Annotated in this window: 27 protein-coding genes; 12 read left to right on the plus strand and 15 right to left on the minus strand. The window is 70.9% G+C overall.

Features of this window, described 5'->3' with window-relative positions:
- Window positions 1–14: 14 nt before the first annotated feature.
- From FMP39_RS00315 to FMP39_RS00350, 8 genes are all read right to left on the minus strand, one after another.
- Window positions 15–443 (minus strand): hypothetical protein, encoded by a 429-nt coding sequence (locus tag FMP39_RS00315; RefSeq protein ID WP_043612483.1) that lies wholly within the window; start codon window positions 441–443, stop codon window positions 15–17.
- 23 nt (window positions 444–466) lie between these two features.
- Window positions 467–1111: an anti-sigma factor gene (locus FMP39_RS00320; RefSeq protein WP_090487919.1), complete on the minus strand. Its 645-nt coding sequence runs from the start codon at window positions 1109–1111 to the stop codon at window positions 467–469.
- Window positions 1112–1183: 72 nt separating this feature from the next.
- The gene (locus FMP39_RS00325) at window positions 1184–1798 is read right to left on the minus strand and encodes an RNA polymerase sigma factor (RefSeq protein ID WP_186817864.1); all 615 of its coding nucleotides are present in this window, start codon (window positions 1796–1798) and stop codon (window positions 1184–1186) included.
- Window positions 1799–1879: 81 nt separating this feature from the next.
- Window positions 1880–2812: an Immediate early protein ICP0 gene (locus tag FMP39_RS00330; RefSeq protein ID WP_228557515.1), complete on the minus strand. Its 933-nt coding sequence runs from the start codon at window positions 2810–2812 to the stop codon at window positions 1880–1882.
- 78 nt (window positions 2813–2890) lie between these two features.
- On the minus strand, window positions 2891–3394 hold the full coding sequence (locus tag FMP39_RS00335) for a hypothetical protein (protein ID WP_141588052.1): 504 nt from the start codon (window positions 3392–3394) through the stop codon (window positions 2891–2893).
- Window position 3395: 1 nt separating this feature from the next.
- Complete coding sequence (gene hemF, locus FMP39_RS00340; protein WP_141588053.1) at window positions 3396–4301, minus strand: oxygen-dependent coproporphyrinogen oxidase; 906 nt, start codon at window positions 4299–4301, stop codon at window positions 3396–3398.
- A gap of 83 nt (window positions 4302–4384) precedes the next feature.
- The gene (locus FMP39_RS00345) at window positions 4385–5143 is read right to left on the minus strand and encodes a hypothetical protein (protein WP_141588054.1); all 759 of its coding nucleotides are present in this window, start codon (window positions 5141–5143) and stop codon (window positions 4385–4387) included.
- 91 nt (window positions 5144–5234) lie between these two features.
- The gene (locus FMP39_RS00350; protein ID WP_011556689.1) at window positions 5235–5525 is read right to left on the minus strand and encodes a DUF3467 domain-containing protein; all 291 of its coding nucleotides are present in this window, start codon (window positions 5523–5525) and stop codon (window positions 5235–5237) included.
- Window positions 5526–5600: 75 nt separating this feature from the next.
- On the opposite strand from FMP39_RS00350, the gene FMP39_RS00355 reads away from it, so the two are divergent.
- The 12 genes from FMP39_RS00355 (at window position 5601) to FMP39_RS00410 (ending at window position 20564) form a co-directional block, all read left to right on the plus strand.
- The gene (locus FMP39_RS00355; RefSeq protein WP_141588192.1) at window positions 5601–6407 is read left to right on the plus strand and encodes a carboxylesterase; all 807 of its coding nucleotides are present in this window, start codon (window positions 5601–5603) and stop codon (window positions 6405–6407) included.
- A 65-nt stretch (window positions 6408–6472) separates the two neighbouring features.
- Window positions 6473–7201, plus strand: coding sequence for an ABC transporter ATP-binding protein (locus FMP39_RS00360; protein WP_141588055.1), 729 nt, complete (start codon window positions 6473–6475; stop codon window positions 7199–7201).
- On the plus strand, window positions 7198–9738 hold the full coding sequence (locus FMP39_RS00365) for an FtsX-like permease family protein (RefSeq protein WP_141588056.1): 2541 nt from the start codon (window positions 7198–7200) through the stop codon (window positions 9736–9738). The genes FMP39_RS00360 and FMP39_RS00365 overlap by 4 nt, the downstream gene beginning before the upstream one ends.
- Window positions 9739–9741: 3 nt before the next feature.
- The gene (locus FMP39_RS00370; protein ID WP_141588057.1) at window positions 9742–10980 is read left to right on the plus strand and encodes a lipocalin-like domain-containing protein; all 1239 of its coding nucleotides are present in this window, start codon (window positions 9742–9744) and stop codon (window positions 10978–10980) included.
- Window positions 10981–11159: 179 nt separating this feature from the next.
- Window positions 11160–12044, plus strand: coding sequence for a hypothetical protein (locus FMP39_RS00375; protein WP_141588058.1), 885 nt, complete (start codon window positions 11160–11162; stop codon window positions 12042–12044).
- Between the two features lie 163 nt (window positions 12045–12207).
- On the plus strand, window positions 12208–13842 hold the full coding sequence (locus FMP39_RS00380; RefSeq protein ID WP_141588059.1) for a hypothetical protein: 1635 nt from the start codon (window positions 12208–12210) through the stop codon (window positions 13840–13842).
- 168 nt (window positions 13843–14010) lie between these two features.
- Window positions 14011–14235 carry a hypothetical protein gene (locus FMP39_RS00385; RefSeq protein ID WP_141588060.1) on the plus strand — a complete coding sequence of 75 codons (225 nt, stop codon included), beginning with the start codon at window positions 14011–14013 and terminating at the stop codon, window positions 14233–14235.
- A 92-nt stretch (window positions 14236–14327) separates the two neighbouring features.
- Window positions 14328–15818: a glycerol kinase GlpK gene (gene glpK, locus FMP39_RS00390; protein WP_141588061.1), complete on the plus strand. Its 1491-nt coding sequence runs from the start codon at window positions 14328–14330 to the stop codon at window positions 15816–15818.
- On the plus strand, window positions 15815–17176 hold the full coding sequence (locus FMP39_RS00395) for a hypothetical protein (RefSeq protein ID WP_228557516.1): 1362 nt from the start codon (window positions 15815–15817) through the stop codon (window positions 17174–17176). Before glpK ends, FMP39_RS00395 begins: the two co-directional genes overlap by 4 nt.
- A 53-nt stretch (window positions 17177–17229) precedes the next feature.
- Complete coding sequence (locus FMP39_RS00400; protein ID WP_011556698.1) at window positions 17230–17541, plus strand: 4a-hydroxytetrahydrobiopterin dehydratase; 312 nt, start codon at window positions 17230–17232, stop codon at window positions 17539–17541.
- On the plus strand, window positions 17538–18830 hold the full coding sequence (locus tag FMP39_RS00405) for a hypothetical protein (RefSeq protein ID WP_141588063.1): 1293 nt from the start codon (window positions 17538–17540) through the stop codon (window positions 18828–18830). The genes FMP39_RS00400 and FMP39_RS00405 overlap by 4 nt, the downstream gene beginning before the upstream one ends.
- Before the next feature lie 393 nt (window positions 18831–19223).
- Window positions 19224–20564: a hypothetical protein gene (locus FMP39_RS00410; RefSeq protein ID WP_228557517.1), complete on the plus strand. Its 1341-nt coding sequence runs from the start codon at window positions 19224–19226 to the stop codon at window positions 20562–20564.
- A 73-nt stretch (window positions 20565–20637) separates the two neighbouring features.
- Here the strand turns inward: FMP39_RS00410 and FMP39_RS00415 are convergent, their stop codons facing one another.
- The 7 genes from FMP39_RS00415 to FMP39_RS37275 form a co-directional block, all read right to left on the minus strand.
- The gene (locus FMP39_RS00415; protein ID WP_141588065.1) at window positions 20638–21039 is read right to left on the minus strand and encodes a cell envelope biogenesis protein TolA; all 402 of its coding nucleotides are present in this window, start codon (window positions 21037–21039) and stop codon (window positions 20638–20640) included.
- 167 nt (window positions 21040–21206) lie between these two features.
- On the minus strand, window positions 21207–22295 hold the full coding sequence (dapE, locus tag FMP39_RS00420; RefSeq protein ID WP_011556702.1) for a succinyl-diaminopimelate desuccinylase: 1089 nt from the start codon (window positions 22293–22295) through the stop codon (window positions 21207–21209).
- Between the two features lie 25 nt (window positions 22296–22320).
- The gene (locus FMP39_RS00425; RefSeq protein ID WP_141588066.1) at window positions 22321–22971 is read right to left on the minus strand and encodes a dimethylsulfonioproprionate lyase family protein; all 651 of its coding nucleotides are present in this window, start codon (window positions 22969–22971) and stop codon (window positions 22321–22323) included.
- A 40-nt stretch (window positions 22972–23011) separates the two neighbouring features.
- Entirely contained in the window at window positions 23012–23836 is an 825-nt protein-coding gene (locus FMP39_RS00430; RefSeq protein WP_141588067.1) for a 2,3,4,5-tetrahydropyridine-2,6-dicarboxylate N-succinyltransferase, read from the minus strand.
- Between the two features lie 53 nt (window positions 23837–23889).
- On the minus strand, window positions 23890–24207 hold the full coding sequence (locus FMP39_RS00435; RefSeq protein ID WP_228557518.1) for a hypothetical protein: 318 nt from the start codon (window positions 24205–24207) through the stop codon (window positions 23890–23892).
- Between the two features lie 203 nt (window positions 24208–24410).
- Window positions 24411–24839 (minus strand): hypothetical protein, encoded by a 429-nt coding sequence (locus FMP39_RS00440; protein ID WP_228557519.1) that lies wholly within the window; start codon window positions 24837–24839, stop codon window positions 24411–24413.
- 226 nt (window positions 24840–25065) lie between these two features.
- Entirely contained in the window at window positions 25066–25302 is a 237-nt protein-coding gene (locus FMP39_RS37275) for a SelT/SelW/SelH family protein (RefSeq protein ID WP_225888260.1), read from the minus strand.
- Window positions 25303–25434 lie beyond the last annotated feature (132 nt).

Below are 25434 nucleotides of genomic sequence, written 5' to 3' on the forward strand. Positions count from 1 at the left end.
CGGCGCTGGGGGAACTACCGCGCGGGAGGGGAGAGCACGAGGATGAGCTCCCCGCCCACGTACTTGCCGGCCTTCTGGTAGACGGCGCCCTGGCGGCCCAGCTCCACGTCCAGCGTGGGCTGACGGGGAATGGCCACGCGCACCGTGGCCGTGCCGTCCTTGATGCCCTGCAGCTGCAACGTCGCGTTGGCGCCGTTGGGCAGCTTCACCTCGGAGGCGCTCTTCGCGCTCACCGTCAGCACCTCATTCGAGAGGCGCTTGAACGAGGTGAAGCTGAAGTTCTGCTTCTGGAACTGCTCCTTCATCTTCTCCAGTTCGGGCGGGTCGACCTCGGTGCCCTTCTTCGAGGCGAGCACCACCTCGACCTGGACCTGGACTTTCGCGTCTTGTGCGCTGGCGGCCATGGGCAGCAGCAGGCCCAGCCCCAGCAGCGCCCACAGCATCCGGCCCGACGACACGTGTCTTCTCACAAGGAACCTCCCGACGGCCTGGGGGCGTCGGGGGCCGGGCGCGCGGGGACGTTGCGCCCGCTTGCGTCTGGCTGACCGACACCTGTCTGGTCCTGCCGCTCACCCTTCTCCGCGCCGGGAGACAGGACGTCCGAGTCCTCGTCCACCAGCCAGATGATGGTGCCCCCATTGTCCGTCTCCATCACCACCGGCGCCACCTGGGCGTTGCGGTAGGGCTGGATGGACTTCACCGTCATGCGCTCGGAGGCGTACCCCACCGGCGCCCGGTCGCTCGTCAGCAGGGGTACTCCCACCAGTACCAGCACGGCCGCGGTGGCCAGCGACGAAATCATCGCGGTGCGCTGGTAGAGGAACATTTCGGACACTGCCAGCTTCAGCCGCTCCATGAGGGGCGGCTTGTCCGGCGTCACCCGCGCCATGACGCGCTGGGTGAAGTCCTTGAAGTCCACGTCGTCCACGGCCATGTCCAGGCCCACTCGCAGCAGCCCGGACTCCGCGCGCAGGTCCGCCGCCCGTCCGGTGCAGTCCCGGCAGGCCGCCAGGTGCCGCTCCACGTTGACGCGCTCGCCGGAGCTCAGCTCTCCGTCGACGTACGGGGACAGCATGGGTACGAAACGCTCACACGCGGGATTACCGGCCATTGGTTCCACCTGCTTGCTGGAAGGGGCTGCGAAAATTGGGACGGGCAGGTCCCTCAGATATTCGAGGCCCCCTCACTCACTGCCCACGCCGCTCTTCGCTTCGTCCAACTCCAGGTATTCACTGAGGATTTTCTGGACCTTGGCCCGGGCATGGAAAAGCCGGCTCATCACCGTGCCCTTGGGGATGTCCAGGGTGCGTGCGAGGTCGTCGTAGGACATGCCCTCGATTTCCCGCAGCAAGAGGATAGCCCGGTGCTTCTCCGGCACCGTGGCCAGGGCCTCCTGGATCTTCTCCGCCAGTTCGCGGCGCAGGGCGCTCTTCTGGGGATTGGTGCCCAGCCGGCTGCCCAGGGCGCCGATTCGGGCCTCGGACAGGTCCATGGTCTGGCTCTCGTCGAACTCCACGGCCTCGCCGCCCCCGCCACGCTTGCGGATGACGTCGATGCAGATGTTGACGGTGATGCGGTAGAGCCACGTGTAGAAGGACGAGTCGCCCTTGAAGTGGTCCAGGTACTTGTAGACCTTGACGAACGCCTCCTGGGAGACGTCCATCGCTTCCTCCTTGTCCTTCAGCATGCCCAACGCAACGGCGTACACCTTGCGCTGGTAACGCTCGACGAGGAGTTTGAAAGCGCGCTGGTCGCCGGTCCGGACGCGCTTGACGAGAGTGAGGTCGTCGGTTGCCAAGTAGGTGCGGCAACCTAGCACAAGCGGACACAATCCAAGGAGATTCGCGCCGACGAAGGCGCCGCCGACGGGCCGACGAGCCTAGAGGCTGACGAGCGCCGTCACGGCCAGCGCGATGGCCAGCAGCACCAGCAGTGCGCCGAACGTCAGCCGGTCCCACTGCCCCTCCGCGACCGCCCCGTCGTCCGGCCCCGCACGAAAGCGGTGCAGCACGTTCCACAGCATCCGCGCGCCCAGGCGGCGGTCCGTCCCCCGTCGGCGCGGGGCATCCCCGGCTTGCTGCGCGTCCTCGGATGAAGCGGCCTCGTCGCGCGGACGCAGCGCGGGCATGACCGGGCCGTGAAAGGCCGTGGCCGCGCGGGCACCGGCCGCCTGGACAAGCGGCTGCTCGGCCGGCCGGGCTGCGGCTTCCTCGGAGTGGCGCACCTCGGGAGGCGGCTCCAGCCGCACCTCGGCGGCGCGCGTCCGGGCTTCGGCGGGGGTGCGGGCTTCCATCACCCACAGGCCCCGCGTCACGCCGTCCTCGCCGGTGTGCGCGTCCCGCAGCTCGGCGAAGCCCTGCCCCTCCAGCGCCTCGCGGAAGGCCTGGCGCGCCTCGGGCTCCGGCGGGTGCCGCGCCGCCGCCGTGGCGTAGGCCGTGTAGAACGCCCACAGCCGCGTGGCCCGCTCCGAGCCCGACACCTGCGGAGGCGACAGATGCGAGGCCAGCAGCGCCGCGTCCGCCCCGAAGCGCTGCCCCAATGCCTCCTGCCCCGGCGTGTCCTCCAGGCCCGGTGGCACCAGCTCCGCCACCGACTTCACCGGCGCGCGCTCCTGGCCGCCCATGGGTGGGTGCAGGGGCGGCGGCAATCGCGGACGGAAGTTGTCCCCTGGCCGGGGCGGCTGCACCGACGGGCCCCAGTCCTGGAGCCGAGGCCCCGGCGCACCCCGACCTTCGGGGCGTCTGGCGCCACCACCGCCCCCCAGCGAGCGGAGGGCGCGGTCAATCACGTTGGGGATGCGGAAGGAGGGCATGGGCAATGCCTCATTCTGGCTTGGGGGGTCCCGGCTTCCTGATTTTCGGCGGACGGAAGCGCGGGGTTGCGCGGTGGACTATTCGCCCTCGCGCTCCACCTCGATGGGCGTCGTCATTCCGTTGGCATCCAGACGAACGCGGTAGAGGGAGTTCAGCCCGTCGCCGTCAAAGTCACCCCGCGCGATGCAGGACACCTCCGGCTCGCCCACGGGACTCTCCTGCACCACCACCTGGTACTGGAAGCGGACCTTTCCGTCGGGCTCGAACCCCAGCCGGTGAAAGGTTTCGTCCTTGGGGAAAGCCACGGCCCTGCCGCCGCGCGGAACCTCCTTCGGCGTGGGGCCCGCGGTGACGTAGACGCCGTGCTCGTCGCGGTAGGCCTGGACGGCGTCACACAGCGAGAGCACGTTGACGCGGGCCTCCGCGTCGCTGGGGAGCGCCGCCTGTGTGGCGGGGGACTTTTCCGAACACTGCGTCATCAGCAAGTGGCCCGCGGTCACCGCGAGCACGACGACGATGAGGATGGGGTGGGCCCGCCTCTTCCGTACCGGCGCATTCCAGTCCGACTCATTCAAACCCATCTCAGCCGCCTCTCGCCCAGTCGCGTGGCTGGCGCAGCACCTCCACCAGCCGCGCCTCCGGCGTGCCGGGTTCGGGGTGGTAGTCGTAGCGCCAGCGGACCTGCGGCGGCAGGGACATGAGGATGGACTCGGTGCGCCCGCGCGTCTCCAGGCCGAAGACGGTGCCCCGGTCATAGACGAGGTTGAACTCCACGTAGCGCCCGCGCCGCACCTCCTGCCAGAAGCGCTGCCCCTCCGTCACCGGCGTGTCCTTGCGCCGCTCGGCGATGGGCAGGTACGCGTCCAGGAAGGCCCGGCCGCAGTCCTGGACGAAGGCGAACTCCTTCTCCAGCTCCCCGCCCATGTTCTCGAAGAAGATGCCGCCCACCCCGCGCGTCTCCTCGCGGTGGCGCAGGTAGAAGTACTTGTCACAGGCGCTCTTGAAACGCGGGTAGTAGCCCGCGTCGTGCTTGTCACAGGCGGCCTGGTGCACGCGGTGGAAGTGCGCCGCGTCCTCTTCATAGAGGTAGTAGGGCGTCAGGTCCGCGCCGCCGCCGAACCACGCCTTCCCGCCCTGCTGGATGAAGCGGTAGTTGGCGTGCACGGTGGGCACATGCGGGTTGCGCGGGTGCAGCACCAGGGAGATGCCACCCGCCCAGAAGTGGCGGCCTTCGCCCTGGAGCTTCTGCGCGAACTGTTCCTCCAGTTCGCCGTACACCACGGACGTGTTGACGCCGGCCTTCTCCAGCACGGCGCCGTCCTCCAGCACCCGGCTGCGTCCACCGCCGCCGCCCGGCCGGGTCCAGGAGTCCTCGCGGAAACGCACCGAGCCGTCCAGCCGCTCCAGGCCGCCGCAGATGTCGTCCTGCAGCGACCGGATGAAGCCCGTCATCCGCTCCTTGAGGCTCTCAACGTCCACCGTCGTCATTCGCTCTCCCGAAGGCTCGGCGCGCGGGGGCGCCCGCGTCCGGCCTACACCAACTTCCCGGTCCTGCGGAGAACTCCCGCGCACTACTGCTGCATCGAGTATTCGTCCGGGGCCTCGAAGTCCACGGGCGGGACGGACGGCGCCATCTGCCCCGCCGCGTCGAAGGCCTGGATGCGGGCCCGGTAGCTGCGGCCGTCCTCCATGGCGAAGGTGCCGCTGCAGGCCTCATGGCCGATGAAGGCGGTGTTGTTGCTCACCGGCACCACGTACTGCTGCACGCTGGGGCCAGGACGGCGCGGCTCCAGCTTCACCACCAGGTACGCCGGGCTGTCCTCCTTCAGCGACAGGTTGAGCCGCACGAAGCGGGCGGTGCCCTGCGCGGTGCGGCGAAGGAAGCCCTCGGAGACGGCGGGCCGCTTGAGCCAGCGAGGGGCCTGCTTGTCCGGCCCCTTGCCCGTGCGCCACTCGGGCAGCATGGTGCCCCGGCCGTTGAGGAGCGCCACGTTGGGCAGCACCTCATCCACGCGCAGCGTGTAGCGCTTGTCCGCCTCCATGGCCCCGGCGGGCTTGAGGATGACGGTGACGCGGCCCAGGCTGCTCTCCCAGCCGCGCTGCACCGCCACCTCGACGACGTGGCTGTCCGACACCAGCCGCAGCTTCTTCCCCACCAGCGCGGCCACCTGGGGGCGCGCCGTCCCGACGCCTTCCAGCAGGAAGCGGGAGTTGGTGGGGATGATGGAGCCCGGTGTGGGGAAGAGCTGCACGCCATCCCCCAGGCACTGGGCCGCGGCGGAAGAGGCGTAGAGCGATACGAGCAAGGGGACCAGGAATCTCAGCACCATGACCCCGAGTCTGCGCGTCACCGGCCCCGAAGGCCAGCGAAGCGCCCATGGAAACACGCGACGTGCGGGTTTTCCCTGGCGAAAACGGCGCTCAGTGCATGCCGCCGTCTTCCTCTGGAATCGCGATGGGGCCGAACTTCGCCTCGTAGCGTTGGATGTTGTCCTGCATCGCCGCCACCAGGCGCTTCATGTGCTTGGGGTTGGTGATGATGCGCGAACGCACCCGGGCCTTGGGCTGCTGGGGCTGGACGTAGATGAAGTCCAGGGTGAACTCGGTGTCGGAGTGGTTCACCAGGGCCATGTTGACGTACTGACCATTGGCCACGTCTTCGTCCATCTGAATCTGCAACTGCATGTCCGGGGGCTTCGGAGTGTCCGCCATGAGGCAGGGGGCATAGCGCCTGCGCTCGCGCGTGGCCAGTGTCACGGCGTGAGCCCGCTCCCAGAAGCCGCCCCCCTGGACCCGAGAAAGACGGCGCCCTTCGAGCTGGGCCGGGGCCAGGAGGTGTGCCTGCTCCTGCATGGCTTCACGGGGAGCCCCTGGGACGTGCGCCCCCTGGGTGAGGCCCTGGCGGTCCGTGGCCTGCGCGTGGTGGCGCCGCGCCTGCCCGGCCATGGCACCACCCCACAGGCCCTGCTCGACGTCACCTGGCGTGACTGGTTGGCGGCGGCGGAGCATGCCCTGCACGCGCTCCGGGGCCACCGGAGCGTGTTCGTGGCGGGCCTGTCCATGGGCGCGCTGCTGGCGCTCGAGCTGGCCGCGCGGCATCCGGAGGCGATACGCGCGCTGACGCTGATGGCGCCCGCCGTGCGCTTCCGGGGGCCGCGCATGTTCCTGGTCCGGCAACTGGCGCGCACGCCCGTCCTGGAGTGGACGCGTCCGTGGGTGGCGAAGACGGGCACCGACATCTCGGACCCGGAGGCGCTGGCGGAAGCGCCCGTGCTGCCCGCCTTTCCCGTGGCCCGGCTGCGGGACTTGTGCACGTTGCAGGCGCTGGCCATCCGGGACGCGGCCCGCGTGCGCTGCCCCACCCTGGTGGCGGTGGCGGAGCAGGACCACGTCGTGGACCCGGAGGGCGGGCGGTGGCTCGCACGGCGCCTCACCGCGGCGCCTTCGGTGCGCGTCCTGTCGCTGCGGCAGGGGTATCACATCATCCCTCGGGACACGGCGGGGCCCTTGCTGGCGGCGGAGGTCGGAGACTTCCTGGCGCAGCAGCGGAGCGCCTCGTGGTGGGAGGCCGCGTCGCCCGCCGCTGGCGCCTGAGTGGGGTGCGGGCATGCGCTGAAGGTCGAGCGACGGACAGGGCATCCGTGTATGGAGAAGCCCCCATGTCTCCGCCCGACTCCCCTCCCCTGGTCGAACTGCGCGACGTCACGAAGGCCTATGCCGAAGGCGACACCACGCGCGAGGTGCTCTCCGGCGTGCGGCTCTCCCTACGTCGAGGCGAGTTCGTGGTGCTGCTGGGGCGCAGCGGCTCGGGCAAGTCCACGCTGCTCAACCTCATCAGCGGCATCGACCTGGCCAGTCAGGGCGAGGTCCGCGTGGATGGCCGCGACCTGGGACGGATGAATGAGCGCGAGCGCACGCTGCTGCGGCGCGAGCGCATCGGCTTCATCTTCCAGGCCTTCAACCTGCTCCCCACGCTGACGGTGGAGGAGAACGTGCGGCTGCCGCTGGAGCTCAACGGCCATGGCGGCGCGGAGGCCTGTGCGCGGGCGCGGGCGCTCCTCGAACAGGTGGGGCTCGGCGCTCGCGCCAGCAGCTTCCCGGACCGGCTGTCCGGCGGCGAGCAGCAGCGCGTCGCGGTGGCCCGCGCGCTGGCCCATGAACCCCCGCTGCTGCTGGCGGACGAGCCCACCGGCAACCTCGACGAGGCCACGGGACGGCAGGTGCTGGACCTGCTGGAGGCGCTGACCCGGAAGGGCAACACCTGCGCGCTCGTCGTCACCCACGAGCCCGGCCTGGTGGCCCGCGCGCACCGCGTCCTGACGATGGAGGGCGGCCGGCTGGTGGAGGTGGAGCACACGCCCCTCCGCGCGATGAAGGAGGCGCTGTGAAGGGGCTGCTGGTCCGCTCCAGCCTGCGCCACCTGGGCCGCCACCCGTGGCTGACGGCCCTGTCGCTGCTGGGCATCGCGCTGGGCGTGGCGGTGGTGGTGTCCATCGACCTGGCCAGCGGCAGCGCCCTGCGCGCCTTCGAGCGCTCCACCGACGCGGTGGCCGGACGCGCCACGCACCAGCTCCTGGGCGGCTCCACGGGCGTGCCGGAGGCGGTGTACCAGGCGCTGCGCGTGCGCCCCGGCGCCCCCGTGGCCGCGCCCGTGGTGGAGGGCTACGTCCAGGCGGCGGTGGGCGACAAGCGCACGCTCACCGTGCTGGGCGTGGACCCCTTCGCGGAAGGGCCGTTCCGCGACTACGCCCGGGGCGAGGCGGTGGGGAACGTGAGCGCGCTGCTCACCGAGCCGGGCGCGGTGATGCTGAGCGCCCGCGCCGCGCGCGCCCTGGGCCTGTCCACCGGCGACACGCTGCCGGTGCGCCTGGAGGGACTGGAGAAGCCGCTGCGCGTGGTGGGGCTGCTGGAGCCCGCGGACGAGGACACCGCGCGGGCCCTGGAGGCCCTGGTGCTCACCGACGTGTCCACCGCGCAGGAGCTGCTGGGGCACACCGGCCGGCTGACGCGCGTGGACCTGCGGCTGACCGGCGGCGACGCGCAGGAACGCGCCGTGGCGGCCACGCTGCCGCAAGGCCTGGAGCTGGTGCGCGCCGCCGCGCGAGCGGGCACGGTGGAGCAGATGACGCGGGCCTTCCGCACCAACCTCACCGCGCTGTCGCTGCTGGCGCTCGTGGTGGGGATGTTCCTCATCTACAACACCATGACCTTCTCCGTGGTGCAGCGGCGCGGGCTGCTGGGCCGCCTGCGCGCGGTGGGCATCACCCGGCGCGAGCTCTTCGCGCTGGTGCTGGGCGAAGCGGCCGTGCTGGGCGCGGTGGGGACCGTGGCGGGCTTGCTGTTGGGCGTGTTGCTGGCGCGAGGGCTGGTGGAGCTCGTCACCCAGACGCTCAATGACTTGTATTTCGTGGTGAGCGTGCGGCGGCTGGCGCTGGAGCCCTTCACCCTGTTCAAGGGGCTGGCGCTGGGACTGGGCGCCACGCTGCTGGCCGCGCTGGTGCCCGCGTGGGAGGCCGCGCGTTCGCCGCCGGTGACGACGATGCGCAGGTCCACGCTGGAGGACGTGTCGCGCGGACGGGCGCCCCGGCTGGCGCTGCTGGGCCTCGGGGTGCTGGCCGCGGGCACCGTGCTGCTGCGGTGGCCCACCCAGGCGCTGCTTCCCGCGTATGGCGGCCTCTTCTCGGTGCTGCTCGGCGCGGCGCTGCTGGTGCCCTGGGCCACGCAGACGGTGTCCTCGCTGGCGGCACGACCGCTGGGCATGGCCTTTGGCCTGCTGGGGCGCATGGCCGCGCGGGGTGTGCACACCAGCCTCAGCCGCACATCCGTGGCGCTGGCGGCGCTGATGGTGGCGGTGGCCACCACGGTGGGCGTGGGCCTCATGGTGTCCAGCTTCCGGGGCACGGTGGTGTCGTGGCTGGACACCTCGCTCCAGGCGGACGTGTTCATCTCACCGCCCTCGCTCGTGGCGCGGCGCGGAGGCGCGACGCTGCTCCCCGGTCTGGCGGAGACGCTGCGCGCCACGCCGGGCGTCGCGGGCAGCAGCACCCTTCGCGTGGCGAACGTGCGCGTGGACGGCGTGCCCACGGACCTGATGGCCGTCGACTTCTCGCGCACGCCGGTGCGCCCCTACACCTTCAAGCAGGGCGACGCGGAGACGGCGTGGCGTGAGCTGGAGTCCTCGCCCGACACGATTCTCGTCTCGGAGCCCTTCGGCTTCCACCGGGGCGTGGAACTGGGGGACACCGTGCGACTGGCCACGGACAAGGGCCCCCGCGACTTCCGCGTGGTGGGCGTGTACTTCGACTACGGCTCCGACGTGGGCACGCTGCTGATGCCACGCACCACCTACGAGCACTGGTTCGACGACCGGGGCATCAGCGGCGTGGCGCTGTACGCGGCCCCCGGCCAGGACGTGGATGCGCTGGTGATCTCGGTGCGCGAGCGCGCCGGAGACGCCCAGGCGCTGCTGGTGCGCGCCAACCGCTCGCTGCGGCAGGCGTCCCTGGACGTCTTCGACCGCACCTTCACGATTACGCAGGTGCTGCGGCTGCTCGCCATTGGCGTGGCCTTCGTCGGCGTGCTGAGCGCGCTGATGGCGCTGCAACTGGAGCGGGCACGCGAGTTCGCCGTGCTGCGCGCCACCGGCCTGACGCCGGAGCAGCTCTGGGGACTGGTGTCCCTGCAGACGGGGCTCCTGGGACTGCTGGCGGGACTGTTCTCCGTGCCGTTGGGCGTGGGGCTGGCCTACGTGCTGGTGCACGTCATCAACCAGCGGTCCTTCGGCTGGACGCTGCAACTGGCCCTGACGCCCCAGACACTGGTGCAGGCCGTGGTGCTGGCGCTGGTGGCGGCGGCGCTGGCGGGCCTCTACCCCGCCTGGAAGATGGCGCGCGCCCATCCCGCGCTGGCGCTGCGGGAGGAGTGACACATGAGCAACGGCCGGGGACTCGTCGTGGGAACGGCGGTGGTGTTGGTGGGGCTGGCGGCGGCGGTGGTGGCCATCACCCGCGAGCCACCACTGCCCGCGCTGCGCCAGGGCGGCACGCTGACCGTGGCCAGCGCCATGAGCGGCAGCACGGAGGGCTATGCGCGCGCGGAGGAGCCTCGGGACTTCCACTTCCCCGAGGACCACGGCCCGCATCCGGAGTACCGCACGGAGTGGTGGTACTGGACGGGCAACCTGGAGACGGAGGACGGGCGCGCCTTCGGCTACCAGTTCACCCTGTTCCGCAACGCGCTGGCCCCCGAGGCCACGCCGCGTGACTCCGCCTGGGGCGCGAGCCAGGTCTACATGGGGCACTTCGCGGTGACGGACGTGGCCCGTGGCGGATTCCACGCCGCGGAGCGCTTCAGCCGCGTGGCGCTGGGACTGTCCGGCGCCACCGCGCAACCCTTCAAGGTGTGGCTGGAGGACTGGGAGGCGGCCAGCGCGGGCCCGTCCACCTGGCCCATGCGGCTGCGCGCGCGGACCGACGCGGTGACACTGGAGCTGCTCCTGGAGCCGGGCAAACCCCCGGTGCTCCAGGGCGACCGGGGCCTGAGCCAGAAGAGCGCGGAGCGCGGCAACGCGTCCTACTACTACTCCATGACGCGCATGCCCTCACGCGGCACGGTGCGGGTGGACGGGCGCACGTACGCGGTGAAGGGCCATAGCTGGATGGACCGCGAGTGGAGCACCAGCGCGCTCGGCGCGAACCAGGTGGGCTGGGATTGGTTCTCGCTCCAGCTCTCCGATGGCAGCGAGCTGATGTACTACCAGCTCCGTCACCGGGACGGCTCGCCGGACGCGTTCAGCACCGGCCTGTGGGGGCCCCCCGAAGGCACGGGTGAAGCGGTGCACGTCGGCCGTGACGACATGAAGCTCACGGTGCTGGACACCTGGAAGAGCCCACACAGTGGCGGTGAATACCCGTCACGCTGGCGCATGCAGGTGGATTCGCTGGGCCTGGACCTCACCGTGACACCGCGCCTGGCGGACCAGGAGCTCCCCGTCAGCGTGCTGTACTGGGAAGGCACGGTGGGACTGGAGGGGACGCGCGCGGGCCAGCCCCTCACGGGGCGCGGGTATGTGGAGCTGACGGGCTACGCGGACACGCAGGGGCCTCGGCGCAGGGAGTCCCAGGCGCGAGGCACGCCGGAGGCGCAAACCACGCAGAACATCCGGTAGCGCATCCTCGCCTCCAACCCGGGGGCATCCCGTTCGCCAACTCCAGACAGCCGGAATCGCCGAACGGCTTGGGCAAACGCTTTGCCGCCTGCCTGGATTGCCCGGGCCTCCGCTCCAGTGGCACGAATCAGGTGCCAGGGCCTTCACCGGCGCGTGCCCGGTGAGAACGGGAGCGGACCATGCAACGGATGCGAGCGAGCTTTCTGATTCGGGGCGTGGACGGAAGATTGCGACACGGCAAGGCGCTCTTCTCGGGCCTGGCGTATTCGTTGAGGCACGACGGCACGCTGGATTCACTGATGGCGGCGTCGGAAGGTGTCATCACCGGCCCCTCCCCCGACTGGCTCCCGCTGCCCGAAGGCGGGCTGCGCGTGAACAGCGCGCTGCTGGAGATGCCCGAGGACTACGGCCCTCGCCTCTTCCAGGGCCGGCCCTTCACGGGCATCGCCTATGCCTTCACGCGCAACGGCTACTGTACCTCCGAGGTGGAGTACGCGGGCGGCTTCGCCACCGAGGTGTCCGAGCGGCGCTGGTACGTGTCGGGACAACCCAAGATGCACGTGGACGGCGGTGAGTACACGTCCTGGTTCCCCGACGGACGCATCCAACGCCGGGGCTTGAAGGGTGAGCTCGTCTACGGCCTCAACACGCGGGACGACGGCCACCTGCGGGAGCTGGTGCTGCGGGACGCGAGCTTCCTGGACATGGAGATATTGAGCGCGCTGACGCCGACGGAGGAGTTCCAGATGCTCGGCGGCGCGGTCGACACGGCGATGCTGCACACGCTGCGGGAGCAGACGGACATCGGCGCCGTCCCAAGGCTCCGGCTGGTGCAGACCCGCGTGGGCGCGGAGGGCGTCGAAATCCTGGCCGCCTTCAAGAACCTGCGGGAGGTCTGGTTCGACGGCAACCCGGGCCTGGGGCTCCAGGAGGCCCTGAAGCTCGAGCGGCTCCGGCCCGGCTGCGTGGCGCACCACGTGGACCCCGACGCGCTCCCGCCCGTGCGCAGGCCTCGCGTCCTGTCCTCCGCGGCCAACGGACACACGGCACGTCCCCGAGGGTGAGGCGTCCGGGTTCCTCATGAGAGCAGCGCGGAGCCCTGCCGCTTCCTCGGCCTTCCCCTGCCCCACCCCACTGCCTGACATTCCCCCCTGGCACCCTGCTTGCCTCTGGAGTCAGGACGCGAAGTGACGCGTCCAAAGACAGACGCCGGAGGCGGACCCAGGTATGAGTGGACTTGGACAGGGCAGGTGGTGGGCGGGCGTGCTCGGGCTGACGTTGCTGCTGAGCTGTCATGGCAGCGAGCAGCTCCAGTCGCCGCCGTCCACAGACGATGGGATTGGCGAAGGGAACGAACCACCCCCCACCGAGCCGCCCGGAGAGCCACCACCGGGCGGAGGCGAGGAGCCGCCGCCCGAAGAGGGTCCGGACTCGGGGACGCCCGTGGATCCACCCCCGGTGGAGCCCGACGCGGGCACGAACGGTCCCGTGGGCGGCGGCGAACCCATTCCTCCTGACAGCGCGAGCTGGCGCTTCTGGGGTACCGCCGAGGGCGGCCCTCGCGAGGTCCTGGGTGTCACCCAGGACGAGGGAGGCAACATCTGGGTCGCGGGCGGCGAGGACGGCCTGTGCCTCCTGCGCCCGGGCGCCACCGCCCTGCGTTGCTACACCCTGGCGGACGGCCTGAAGCCCTGGGCGCCGTGGAAGGGCAAGGACCCAGCGCCCGAAGCGCGCTACCTCAAGGTCCTCTCGGTGACGGGTGGCCCCGCGGGCACCGTCTTCGTCGGCTACGAGGGCCGGCCCAACTGCGAGAGCGAGTTCTACAAAGCCCCCGGCGTGTTCGAGGACCCCGCCATCTACAAGAGCGGTGACGCGGACCGCGTGGAGCTCCAGCCGGACGGAACGCTCCGCGTGGTGCACTACGACATCCACTCGCCCGCGCACTCCGTGCCCGGTTACGGCCACCGCGAGAAGCTCTGCTCGGTGAACCGCATCATCTGGGACAAGGCACGCAACAGCCTGTGGTTCGCGTCCAACCACGGCCTGGCGTGGGGTGAGCCCGACTACCAGGGCGGCGAGGCGTGCGCCAACGCCGAGGTCGTCGCCGCCAACGCGTGGGTCTACACGGGGGGCGAGAAGCGCCAGCGCTGCAAGTTCGGCGTCATGGAGCACATCCATCCCGCCATCGCGATGGGCGACGGCACCAGCGAGGACAGCCGGCTCGCCGGAGACGTCTGGGGCGTGGCGGTGCGGCCCGACGGCGACGTCTGGCTGGGCACGCACATCCGGACCACGCGGTTCAAAATCATGACCAACGCCGTGGGCCACGAGGGCACCGGCGCGCCATGGAACTTCGAGATGGCGCGCAAGCAGAGCGAGGAAAAGAAGCACGTCGCCAACCGCATCGACCTGTGGCCGGACGCCGTGGCCGAACCCCAGTTCCCCACCCATGCGCAGCGCAAGGACGACCTGGTGAGCGACCTGGTGCTGATGCCGGACGGCACCGTCTGGGTGTCCAGCTTCGCGTGGGGCCTGGCGAAGATGAGCGACGCCGGACTGGTGACGGGCTACCTGCTGGAGGGCGACGGCGACCGCAACATCTCCTCGCTGGAGCTGGACTCGCGCGACGGCAGCCTCTGGATTGGCCACCGCTGGGGCAAGGGCCTGAGGCGCATGCACGGCGAGGGGGCCTTCGTCAGCCACAACCCGGCGCTCGGAGGGCTGTCCGCCCTGCCCGTCTGGGACATCCAGATGGTGGGCAGCGGTGACGCGCGCAAGGTGCTGGTGGCCTTCAGTGCCCAGCGGGACGCGGCGGGCGCCATCGTCCGCCCGGGCGCCATCGGCATCTACAGCGGGAAGTAGGCAGACCGCCTGATTGCCTTCCGTGCCTGCCAGGGGGCCCGGGAGGCACTTCCTTCGGCCAGGGCTGCCCCCGGCGGAGGGAAGCGTCAACTTGAGGGCACTCCGCGCCCGCGGGGCATCTCCGCCCCGGCGGGGGCTCTCAACGCATCGACGAACAGAGGAGCCACCATGTCGCTACTGGACAACATCTTGGGGAATCGTCGCAGCTCGGGCTTCGGTGGATGGAACCGTGGCCGGAGCAGGTATGGACGCCGGGGCCACGGCGGTTACGGCCGCGGCCGGGCGGCCTCGAGCGGCGTGTTCGGCAGCTCGCTGGGCCGCATCGCCCTGGGCGGGCTGGCCGCGCTCGGCCTCCGGAAGGTGCTCGGTAACCGGCGCCCCTACGGCTACTAGCCGCGCCGCCGGGCAGGAAGCTCGCCTGCCCGGCCCCTCGACTGGAGTAGGGTCCCTCCCCGCTGGCATCCACCATAGGGAGGGCACACCCCATGCCGAAGGCGAAGTACGTCCTGGCCCTGGACCAGGGCACCACTGGAACGCACGTCTCCATCCTCGACACGAAGCTGCAGGTGGTCGGCCGCTCCTACAAGGAGTTCACCCAGCACTTCCCCAAGCCGTCCTGGGTGGAGCACGACCTGGATGAAATCTGGGCCAGCAGTGAATGGTGTATCGCCCGGGCTCTGAAGGACGCAGGCCTTCGCGGCAAGGACATCGCCGCCATCGGCATCACCAACCAGCGCGAGACGACGGGCCTGTGGATGCGCGGCAGCGGACAGCCGCTGTCCCACGCCATCGTCTGGCAGGACCGCCGCACCGCCGAGCAGTGCCGCCGGCTCAAGGAGCAGGGCGTGGAGCCGCGCGTGCGCGAGGTGACGGGGCTGGTGGTGGACCCGTACTTCTCCGGCACCAAGCTCACGTGGATGTTCGACCACCTGAAGGGCGCTCGCGCGAAGGCGGAGAAGGGCGACGTGTGCTTCGGCACCATCGACACCTGGCTCGTCTACAAGCTCACCGGCGGCGCGGCGCACGTCACCGACGTGTCCAACGCCAGCCGCACGCTGCTCATGGATTTGACGACGCTCCAGTGGAGCGACGAGATGCGCGCCATGCTGTCCGTCCCCGCCGCGTGCCTGCCGCAGATTCGCGGCTCCGCGGAGGTGTACGGCACCACGCGTGGCATGCGCAGCCTGCCGGACGGCATCCCCGTGGCGGGCATGGCGGGAGACCAGCAGGCCGCGCTCTTCGGCCAGGCGTGCTTCGAGCCCGGCGAATCCAAGTGCACCTATGGCACCGGCGCCTTCCTGCTGATGAACACCGGCTCAGAGCCGGTGCGCTCGTCGGCGGGCCTGCTCACGACCGTAGCGTGGCGGCTGGGCGGCACCGGCACCACCACGTACGCGCTGGAGGGCAGCAGCTTCATCGCCGGCGCGGCGGTGCAGTGGATGCGCGACGGGCTCAAGGTCATCAAGCGCGCGCCGGACATCGAGGCGCTGGCCGCCAGCGTGAAGGACTCCGGGGACGTCGTCTTCGTGCCCGCGCTGGCCGGACTGGGCGCGCCACACTGGCGGCCCGAGGCGCGCGGCCTCTTCGCCGGCATCGACCGCTCCACCACCGTGGCCCACATGGCGCGCGCGGTGCTGGAGGGCATCGCGCTGCAGATTCATGACCTGGCGGAGGCCATGCGCCGCGACAGCGGGCGGGACATCCCCGTGTTCAAGGCGGACGGCGGCGCGGCGGCCAACAACCTCCTCATGCAGTTCCAAGCGGACGTGCTGGGCGTGCCGCTGGTGCGCCCGCGCAACCTGGAGACGACGAGCCTGGGCGCGGCCTTCCTCGGCGGCCTGGGCGCGGGCATCTGGGACAGCCCCGAGGCCATCCGCCGCGCGTGGAAGGCGGAGAAGACGTTCAAGCCGAAGATGAAGCCGGATGCCCGCGAGCGGCACCTGGCCAAGTGGAAGCGGGCCGTGGAGCGCGCATGAGACAGGCACCCCACGTCCTTCGGTTGCTGACGGTGCTGCTGGCGGTGGGCACGGGGGTGGGGTGCCCCATGGGCCCTTGCGAGGACCACGCGCCATCCCCCCTCTTCGACAGCACGATGGTCGGCGTGGGCCAGCCGCAGGCGCTCACCGTCCACGGCGTCTTCAGCAGGTGTGGCGCCTCGCAGGAAGACCGGGCGCAGTCCGTCTCCGTGGAGGTGAGGGACCCGCAGAACCGCGTGGTCCCCGCCACCGCGGAGTTGATGGTGCATGGGGCGTCCGCCATCGTGCGGTTCACGCCGGAGCAGACGGGGTACCACCACCTCGTCGTCTCCTTCTCTCCGGTGGGCAGCGTGCGCCAGTCCTCCCTCTACGTGGTGGAGGACCACAGCGCCCAGGCGCCCCTGGCGGACTTGTCCACCGTGGTGGCGTGCCCTGGCGTGGACCGGACGTCGTCGGGAACGTGGCTGTGCGGCAGCCAGGCGCTGCGCACGCCGGACCAGGAGCCCCAGCCCCTGGGCGACTACTTCGCCCCCGCCGTCGTGGCCGGCGACGTGGTGTGGGTGACGGAGGCCGCCCGGGTGCGCCGCTATATCGACATGGGAAACGGGCCCCTCGCGACCTCCGCCGATGCGCCCTTCCCCGCCACGGGCGCGCCCGCCGATGCGCCGCCCCATGCGCGGCTCGCCACCGCGACTGAGTTGCTGCTGCTGGATGAAACGCATCTGCACCGCTACGCCTTCTCGGAGGAGGAGGGGTTGCGCGCCATGGGCTCCACCCCCGTTCCCCCCTCGCGGCTGGCCACGTTCAGCGATGACATCCCCTCGCTGCTGATGCGCGCGGGCGAGCGGCTTCTGGTGGTCCGCATCGCCGAGGCGCCAGCGCCCGCCACCATGGCCATCGAGGCCTGCCCCTACCAGTTCGACGCCGCGGGCGCGCCGCAGCCCGTCCCCGACGAGCCCTGCCACAGCGTCCCCGGGCTGCCCGTGGGCCACGAGGAGGGGGTGCTGTGGGCGCGCGCCGCCTCCGGCACGCAGAACCTGGAGCTGCTCCGGTACTCGGCGGCGAGCGGCCGCCTGCGCCTGGACGGCGTCCTGGAGATGACCTCCTCCTTCCAGTTGCAGAGCGCCAGGCGTCTGCGGACGACGGGCTTCGGGCTCCCCGTGGTGTCGCCGGCCACGGGCGCATCGAGGTCCTACGCCGTGCCCCGCTGGCGCGCGGAGACGGGCACCGTCACCCTGGAGCTGCTGCCGTCTCCTGACGGGCGCCAGCCTCCCTTCGTCGGTGGGCGCTACTTCCACCTGGAGCACTGGAACATTCTGTACGGCGTGAAAGTGTACGCGCGGCCGTCCACCCCATGACGATGGACGGCGGGTGTCTTCCCTCAAGCCTGGGAGCGGGTAGAAAGGCAGCCATGGCTTCCAAACCCACGCTGCTCGCACCCGAGGCGCTCCAGTCCTTCCTCTCGCAGCACACCGAGTGGAAGCACGAGGGCGGGATGATTCGCCGCACCTTCGAGGCCCCCACCTTCCTCGCCGGCATCGCCTTCGTGGAGCAGGTGGCGCAGGCGGCGGAGAAGGCGGACCACCACCCGGACATCGACATCCGCTGGCGCAAGGTGACACTGGCGCTCGTCACCCATGACGCCGGGGGCCTCACCGCCCGCGACACCGCGCTGGCCACCGAGGCGGACCGCCTCTTCACGGAGGCCACGCGCGCTCGGTGAGTCCCTCCAGGTCGGTGGCGCGTCCGGCAGGACGCGGTGGCGGGGGGGTGAAAGCGTTCGGGTGCGCGCTGGTGCTGGGCGCCACGTCAGCGGCATGGGCGCAGGAGACGCCCCCTCCGCTGGAGCCTCGCCCGGAGCGGCTGTACCTCAACCCCGGCGCGCTGCTGGGCTCCGCGCGCATGGTGGCGATGGGCGGCGCGTACGTGGGCATCGCCGAGGGCGCCGCGGGGCTGCCCAGCAACCTGGCCTCGCTGGCACACCGGGGTCCGGCCTTGGAGAAGGACTGGGATTTGGGCGTCACCCTGTCCTGGCTGGACCTGCCCTTCACCGGCTCGCGCAAGCGGGACGTGGACAACGACGGGCAGCCCGACGAGTCCCACGACAGCCGGCAGCTGCTGGGCGGCCTGCTGCTCCAGTACAAGCGCTTCGGCATCGGCTTCGCGATGCGCAACAGCGTGGTGTCCTACTGCGCCACGGCCGCGTGCGCGGGGCCCGGTGAGCGCATCCGCGTGTCGCTCACGCAGTCGGTGCTGGCGGGGGCCATGTCCTTTGGCCAGGACGACTTCATCCTCGCGCTGGGCATCTACGCGGCGCAGGCCTCCTTCCGGCTGGACTCCGGAGGCACGGACCTGCGCTACGGCGACACGGGCGTGGCGGTGGACATCCTGTACCGGCCACATGGCCGCCCCTGGCGCATGGGCGTGACGGTCCGGCCGGAGGTGGTGGGAGACTGGCGGCGCGAGCCGAACCAGCTCCCGGAGCTGGCGGGGCGTACCCTCTTCGGCGCGGTGGTGTCCCCCGCCGTGCTGTCGGTGGGCGCCAGCTGGCGGCTGGGCGAAGGCTCGGAGCGCTACAACCGGCTGTCCCCCGCGGCACGGCGGCAGCTCCTCGTGGAGGGAGACGCGCTGCCGGTGCCGGAAGCCGAGCCCCTGGACGCGCCCGCTGGCCGCTGGCTCATCAGCGCCCAGGTGGACCTCATCTCCAGCGTGGACAACGCGGTGCCCGCGCGCACCTTCGCGTCCACGGCGGACGAGGCCACGGTGGGCAAGGGCACCTCCTTCGCGCCGCGCATCGGTGTGGAGCATGACACGGTGCCGGGCATGATTCGGCTGCGGGCCGGCGCGTACGCGGAGCCGTCCCCGTTCGACAAGCGGCCCGCGCGCCCCCACGTCACCGGCGGATTCGAGGTGTTCGTCTTCCGCTACTGGGAGGACTGGTCCGTGACGGCCTCCTTCGACCTGGCGCGCCGCTACACCAACGTGGGCCTGTCCGTGGGCTTCTGGCGCTGAGGCACCTCGGGCGCCACGGCCATGGAATGCCAGGCCCCTGATGGGGCAACGGGAGTGCCACCTTCGGGGCGGCATTTCCCACGGTCAGCGGAGCCGCCTCGCGCATCCGGGCGGCCAGGCAGGCAAACGCCCCAGTGGGTGTTGCTGACACAGACACGCATGCCGACCCTCCCCTGGGCGAAGCGGGGGGACTGCATGCATCCAGCGTGGCGATGGGTCCGGACCGTCGTGAGTGCGGCGGTTCTGGGTGGGGCGGGGTTGTGGCTGGGCTGTGGTGGGAAAAGCACGAGCGAGCGTCCTGGCGAGGAGCGCTGTACGGAGGACCCCACGGGGGACTGCGTCGCGCCTCCCGAAGAAGCTCCGGAGACACCTCCGGAAGAGAGGCCACCCGGCGTGCCACCGCCACCACCGCGTCCGCCACCGCCACCACCGGGGCCGGGCAGCACGCTGTGGATGCAGCGCGAGGGCACGCCCCAGGACGACCTGGCGCTGGGCGCGGCGGTGGATGCCAGCGGCGACCTCCTCACGCTGTCGCTGCATGACATCGATGACCTGGACAGCCTTCAGCCCACGGATAACCGGGCGAAGCTGGTGCTGACGCGCCGCGCGCCCACGGGCGAGCCGCGCTGGCAGAAGGCCTTCGACGTGAGGGCCCCGGAGGCGCCGCTGGAGGTGCGCGCGTTCGTCCGGGGCCGCATCGCCGCGGACCCGGCGGGCGGCATCGTCATCGCCGGCACCACGGAGGGCGTCCTGGACCTCCTCAGCCACAAGCTGGGGGATGGCACCTTCGTGGTCCGGATGGACGCGGACGGCAACGTCCTGTGGACGAACACGCCCGTGGGCACCGGCCTCGCGGTGGCGGACCTGGCGGTGGACACCCAGGGGCGGACGCTGGTGGCCTTCAACGCGCCGGGCAGCACGGACTTTGGCAACGGCGTCACCGGCGCTGGCGCGGTGGTGGTGACATACGCCCACGGCGGGCTGGCCGAATCCGCCGTGTCCGTGGGCCAGCCCCAGGGGGGTGGGCGCGTGGCGCTCACGACGCTGGCGGTGGATGGCGCCGGGCGCATGGCGGTGGGCGGCCAGTACGAGGGCGCGGTGCGCTTCGGCAGTCAGCAGGTGAGCGCCGCCGAAGGCGGCAGTCCCTTCGTCGCGCTCTACCAGCAGGGCTCGCTGACGTGGACCAAGGCCATGAGCCAGGCACGCGGCACCCTGCGCGACGTGGCGATTGACGGCGAGGGCACCGTGGTGGCCGCGGGCCCATTCCTGGGCACCGTGCGCTGGGGTGACATGCAGGTGCCGGGGCATGCGTTCCGGGACACCCCCTTCATCGTCTCCGCCAAGGCGGAAGGCCAGGAGACCTGGGCCAAGGGTCTGGGGGACGGGCTCCAGGTGGACGCAGTCGCGCTGGCGCCCTCCGGAGAGCTGATGGTGGCGGGCTTCACCTACAACCGCATCGAGAACGGCGTTGCGGGCAAGGACGGCATGGGCTCGGCGCAGCCCGTGGCCCTGCGCTACGACGCGGCGGGCACGTCGCTTCTCACGACGATGTTCCTGTCGGACCCGCCCCGGCCGAGAGGCGAGCTGTATGGCATGGAAGCCATTTCCTCCATGGGCGTGCTGCCCGACGGGGATGTCTTCCTCTTCGGCCACACGGACCGCGAGACTGACTTCGGCACCGGACGCCAGAGCCCCGCGCGCGGCGATGTCTTCCTGCTGCGACTGAAGCGCTGAGCGGCGCCTGAAAACACCAAGGGCCATGGGAGTCCAGCCCCCATGGCCCTGAAGTGATTGACCGCGGAACGCCTCAGCGGCGCGTCGTGCGCCGGGCCGGTGACTTCCGGGCGCCGCCACGCGTGGTGGTCCGCTTCGTCGCGGTGACGCGCGTCCCCGTCTTGCGGGCGGTCCGTCCCGCCGTCCCCGTCTTCCGCGTGGTGGCCTTGCGCGCGCCGCGGCCGGTGGCTCGCGTGGCGGACTTGCGCGTAGCGGACTTGCGGGTGGCCGTCTTCCCGCGTGCCGCCGTCTTCTTCGCGCGCGGAGTCCCCCGCTTGGTGGTGGCCTTGCGCGCGGACTTCCGCGTGCTGCCCGTCCGTGAAGCGCTCTTGCGCTTCGTGGCGGTGCGGCGCCGCGGCGTGGGCGCAATGCCCGCCTCCGCCGGGGAGGGAGAGACATCGTCGGTCAGCTGCGGATTGACGGACTCGTTCGTCATTCAGTCGGCTCCGGTTGGGGAAGACTGCAGGCGATGCATGGACAGGGTACGCCCATGCACGCCAGGGCGTGTGCGGTGAAGGCACGCAGATGAACGACAGCGGACGAATGACGTGCACCGCGCGCGGGCGTCATGCCCCGGAGGGCATGTCCCGCGACGAGTCCTCGTCAGCTCGCGCCCTTGAGGAAGGCCGCGAGCTTCTCGTACGCGTCCGCGAGCGGCGCGATGGGCGCGCTCTCGTTGGCCTGATGCGCCTGGGCCGTCTCACCCGGCCCGAAGTTGATGGCATCCACGCCCCACTCCCCGAAGCGCGCCACGTCCGTCCAGGCCTGCTTGGAGGCCGCGGGCAGGCCGGTGAGGGCCATCAACTTCTGGAACAGCGGGTTGCCCGCCACCACCGGGCCGCTGGGCGACGCATCGGTGAACTCCACCTCGGCCCGCCCGGCGACGAGCGCGTGCACGTCCGCCTTCGCCTGTTCGATGCTCTTGCCCGGCGCGAAGCGGTAGTTGAGGTTCAGCTCGAAGGCCTCGGGGATGACGTTGCGCGCGCGGCCCCCCTTGGCGAGCGTGGCGTTGATGACCTCGTAGAACGGGAAGCCGGCGACGTTGACCTCCACGCGCTGACGCCCGAGCAACTCCGCGAGGAACGGCCCCGCCTTGTGGATGGCATTCTCCCCCTGCCACGGCCGGGCGGAGTGCGCGCTGCGCCCGGTGAAGCGCACGGTGACCTGCATGGAGCCGACGCAGCCCACCTGCACCACGCTGTCGGTGGGCTCCATGGCGATGCCGAACCGCACCTTCGCCAGGTCCGGCCGCTTCTCGTACAGCGGGATGAGGCCGCTTTCGGCGTAGGCGCCCTCTTCGCGTTCGTAGAAGAGGAAGGCCAGATTCACGGGCAGCGTGTCGCGGCGCAAATCCTCCGCGAGCGCCATCATCACCGCGAGCCCGCCCTTCATGTCCGAGGCGCCCAGCCCGAAGACGCGCTCGCCCTCGATGCGCGCCTCGCGGCCCGCGTCGCTGGGGTGCGCGGGCACCGTGTCCAGGTGACCGATGAGGGCCACCGTGGGGCGCGCATCCTCCAGCTTGCCGAGCAGCAGCGTGTGGCCGACCCGGAACACCTCTTCCCGCGGGAAGTGCTGGAGCGCCCAGCGCTCCACATGGTCGGCGATGGGCCCTTCCTGGGTGATGGGACTGGGGATGCGGCACAGCTCGAGCGTGGTGCGAGCCAGCCGCGTGGCGAGGTCGATGGAAGCCATACGCCTTCCACCATAGCGCCGGGCGTCAGCCGTCCGCGAACGCTTCCTCGAAGCGCGTCACGCCCTCCAGGACGGAAGCGCACAGACACGCCGGCCCTTCCGTCAGCGCCGTGAAGCCATGCGCGCTGCCGTCCGTCTTCTCCAACTCCTCGCCGGGCCAGACCTCGTGCCCTTCATCCTCGCGGAAGCCCCCCTCCAGCACCAGGTTCCACTCGCGGCCGTGGTGCGTGTGCAGGGGGTAGCGCACCCCCGGGTGGAGCCGGAGGATGGCGGCCATCATCCCTTCGCGCGCGGGGCCCGTCTCCACCGGCATCAGCTCCGAGCCCTCCACCGGTCCGGGCATCCAAGCCGCTGGGTTGCCCACGGCGTTCAGCAGCGCCAGCGCTCGCTCGCGCGGCAGGTCGAAGAAGGCCGCCACCCGGTCCGCGAAGCGGGCCAGCCGCCCCGGACCTTCCATCTGGTCCATCAACCGCGCCAGCACCGCGGGCGGCGGCACCACCAGCGACGCCAGTGCCGCGTGCGTGGACACCAGCCGGTCCGCCACCTCGCGGCACCTCGCGCACTCCGCGAGGTGCTGCTCGACGGACGCCCGGACTGGGGCCTCCAGCATCCCCAGTGCCCATTCGGGCAGGATGTCGTCCAGATGGTGCGCCATCGTCACGTTCCGTGCCGTCACACGCCTTCTACGGCGCGCGCGGGCTGCTGGATTTCAGCCTTTACACCGCCACCGCGAAGTCGCGCAGCGCCGCATTGAGGCTGGTCTTCTGGTCGGTGGACTTCGTCCGCTGACCGATGATGAGCGCGCACGGCACCATGTACTTGCCGGCCGGGAACTGCTTCTCTCGCATGCCGGGAATCACCACGCTGCGCGCGGGGACGCGGCCCTTGAAGACACGCTCCTCGGGGCCGGTGACGTCGATGATTTGAGTGCTCGCGGTGAGCACCACGTTGGCGCCCAGCACCGCCTCCTCCTCCACCACCACGCCCTCCACGACGATGGAGCGGCTGCCCAGGAAGGCACCGTCCTCGATGATGACGGGCGTCGCGGAGGGCGGCTCCAGCACCCCGCCCAGCCCCACGCCGCCGGACAGGTGGACGTGCTTGCCCACCTGGGCGCAGCTGCCCACGGTGGCCCACGTGTCCACCATGGTGCCCGCGCCCACGCGCGCGCCGATGTTCACATAGCCCGGCATCACCACCGCGCCCTTCTCCACGAAGGCGCCGTAGCGCACCGTGCCCGGGGGCACCACGCGCACGCCCGCCGCCTCCAGGCCCTTCTTCAGCGGCACCTTGTCGTAGAACTCGAAGGGCCCCACCTCCATCACCTTCATCTCCGACACCGCGAAGAAGAGGAGGATGGCCTCCTTCACCCAGGCATTCACCTTCCAGCCGTCCACGCCCTTCTCCGCCACGCGGAGCTCACCCGAGTCCAGCCGCGCCAGCGTCTCGCGCACGGCGGCCACGTGGGCAGCATCCTTCAACAACGTCCGATCCGCGAACGCGGCGGACACCCTCTGGGACAGCTCTTCGATAGGGGCCATGGCGCCTCCTTGAAGCACAAAACCCCGCGCCGCGCCGCACCTGGATGAAGGGCTCAGGTGGGAGTGGACGCCTCGTCCAGCTCGGCCAGCGGCAGGGTCTGCGTGGGAATCTCCGCGTGTGCGCCCTTGTCGGCCGCCACCACCCGGCCCGGCATCTGTCCCTCCAGGAACACCGAGCCCCGGGAGACATGCCGCACGCGGGCCAGCGGGAACTCCGTCCACTGCCGGCTGAAGGGCCAGCGCCGCGCATAGAGGTGCTCGCGGCCAATGAGGGCCACGTAGCCCAGCATCGCCCCGCTTTCGTCCCGAACCCGCAGTCCACTGGTGAGGGAGCGCCGCTCGTAGGGCGACGCGACTGTCGGCCACGCCATGAGTGTCACCTCCTGTGCCCTAAAGCTGGGGCCCCCACGCCATGTCCGGGAGCGGACCACCGGGGCCTGATTTCCGCCCGGTTGCCCGGCCGCCTGCCCGGCGTAGCACTCGATTTTTCCTTCCTTTCTTGGATTGTTGACTGGACGCACGGCGAGGGACTCGAAACGTGAGCGGTGCCGTTCACGTTCTTGTGAGAGGCATGTCAGTGAAAACCGTCGAAGGGGATGATGAGCGAGTCCCCCCCGTGGCCTCCATGCGCAACGTGCGGGTCCCTGCCTTTGACTCCATAGGTGACCGATACGTGCATCAACGGGGGACGGCCCTTCTTGAGCTCATGCCGAGCGCAGCAGACCTGCAGCCACGCGGCACCGAGCCTCCAGTCATGGCAGCGCTGATTCAGCCCACCATGCCGCAGTGGGATATGCGGTTTCAGACTGCGTGGCGCGCCGAAATCCTGCTCCAGGTACCGGCGCACGCTCTCCAGCGCCTCCGGACAACTCCCCTGCCGGAGCGTGGCCATCGCGTCGACGCGATGAAGCGCACCTTCGCTCGTGAACGAGGATATGAGATGTCCCTGGTAGGCCCCCAGGGAGACCTTGTTCCCGAGCTTCTCGACCTCGGCGCGAGTCATTGCAGGATGCAGTTTCGCAAAGACAGACTTCTCCGCCGCCGCCAGGGTCGTGACCCAAAGAAGAGCAGCAACGCCCAGGACTCTCGTGGCACAGCGCCGTGCAGACATTGAAGCTCCCCTGCTCAACCATGGCGAGCCTCGTCCGCGCGAAGTGGGCGCGTCGCGAGGCCGGCCCGCACCTCACTCGCGCCCAGCATTGCACGAAGCGGCCAAGGCAACCTGCCCGCTACCGCCCCAGCACCTTCGCCACCGCGTCCACCACCTCGTGGTCCGTGGGGAATGCGAGCGACGCCTTCCGGATGACAACCTTGCCATCCACGGCGACCTCGTAGCTACCCGAAGGGCCCGGCAACAGCTCTGCCTCTACATCCAGCTCATCCTTCAAAGCGGCCGCCGCACGGGCGGCCCGAGGCCTGTAGCCTCAAGCGGTACAGTAGGTAATCGTCACCTTCGGGTCGGCCATGGCCATCCTCCTCACGTGAGCAGGGCACACGGCATGCGCGCCCCATGAGCCAGACTTAGTGCGCGCCGCCACCACACGCCACCCCGCCTGCTCACTCGCCCCTTCTTACCAAGGGTTCTCCGCACACCCGGT

This window comes from Myxococcus sp. AB056 (assembly GCF_006547365.1).
In the GTDB taxonomy this organism is placed as follows: domain Bacteria; phylum Myxococcota; class Myxococcia; order Myxococcales; family Myxococcaceae; genus Myxococcus; species Myxococcus virescens.

Bases quoted from the DNA above. Each gene is read 5' to 3' on its own strand.
- FMP39_RS00315 (WP_043612483.1), bottom strand. From the start codon at position 443: ATGCTGTGGGCGCTGCTGGGGCTGGGCCTGCTGCTGCCCATGGCCGCC.
- FMP39_RS00330 (WP_228557515.1), bottom strand. From the start codon at position 2,812: ATGCCCTCCTTCCGCATCCCCAACGTGATTGACCGCGCCCTCCGCTCG.
- FMP39_RS00360 (WP_141588055.1), top strand. From the start codon at position 6,473: ATGTCTCCGCCCGACTCCCCTCCCCTGGTCGAACTGCGCGACGTCACG.
- dapE (WP_011556702.1), bottom strand. From the start codon at position 22,295: ATGGCTTCCATCGACCTCGCCACGCGGCTGGCTCGCACCACGCTCGAG.
- FMP39_RS00350 (WP_011556689.1), bottom strand. From the start codon at position 5,525: ATGGCGGACACTCCGAAGCCCCCGGACATGCAGTTGCAGATTCAGATG.
- FMP39_RS00435 (WP_228557518.1), bottom strand. From the start codon at position 24,207: ATGGCGTGGCCGACAGTCGCGTCGCCCTACGAGCGGCGCTCCCTCACC.
- FMP39_RS00415 (WP_141588065.1), bottom strand. From the start codon at position 21,039: ATGACGAACGAGTCCGTCAATCCGCAGCTGACCGACGATGTCTCTCCC.
- hemF (WP_141588053.1), bottom strand. From the start codon at position 4,301: ATGACGACGGTGGACGTTGAGAGCCTCAAGGAGCGGATGACGGGCTTC.
- FMP39_RS00380 (WP_141588059.1), top strand. From the start codon at position 12,208: ATGAGTGGACTTGGACAGGGCAGGTGGTGGGCGGGCGTGCTCGGGCTG.
- FMP39_RS00430 (WP_141588067.1), bottom strand. From the start codon at position 23,836: ATGGCCCCTATCGAAGAGCTGTCCCAGAGGGTGTCCGCCGCGTTCGCG.
- FMP39_RS00385 (WP_141588060.1), top strand. From the start codon at position 14,011: ATGTCGCTACTGGACAACATCTTGGGGAATCGTCGCAGCTCGGGCTTC.
- FMP39_RS00335 (WP_141588052.1), bottom strand. From the start codon at position 3,394: ATGGGTTTGAATGAGTCGGACTGGAATGCGCCGGTACGGAAGAGGCGG.
- FMP39_RS00375 (WP_141588058.1), top strand. From the start codon at position 11,160: ATGCAACGGATGCGAGCGAGCTTTCTGATTCGGGGCGTGGACGGAAGA.
- FMP39_RS00345 (WP_141588054.1), bottom strand. From the start codon at position 5,143: ATGGTGCTGAGATTCCTGGTCCCCTTGCTCGTATCGCTCTACGCCTCT.
- glpK (WP_141588061.1), top strand. From the start codon at position 14,328: ATGCCGAAGGCGAAGTACGTCCTGGCCCTGGACCAGGGCACCACTGGA.
- FMP39_RS00440 (WP_228557519.1), bottom strand. From the start codon at position 24,839: ATGACTCGCGCCGAGGTCGAGAAGCTCGGGAACAAGGTCTCCCTGGGG.
- FMP39_RS00370 (WP_141588057.1), top strand. From the start codon at position 9,742: ATGAGCAACGGCCGGGGACTCGTCGTGGGAACGGCGGTGGTGTTGGTG.
- FMP39_RS00320 (WP_090487919.1), bottom strand. From the start codon at position 1,111: ATGGCCGGTAATCCCGCGTGTGAGCGTTTCGTACCCATGCTGTCCCCG.
- FMP39_RS00400 (WP_011556698.1), top strand. From the start codon at position 17,230: ATGGCTTCCAAACCCACGCTGCTCGCACCCGAGGCGCTCCAGTCCTTC.
- FMP39_RS00395 (WP_228557516.1), top strand. From the start codon at position 15,815: ATGAGACAGGCACCCCACGTCCTTCGGTTGCTGACGGTGCTGCTGGCG.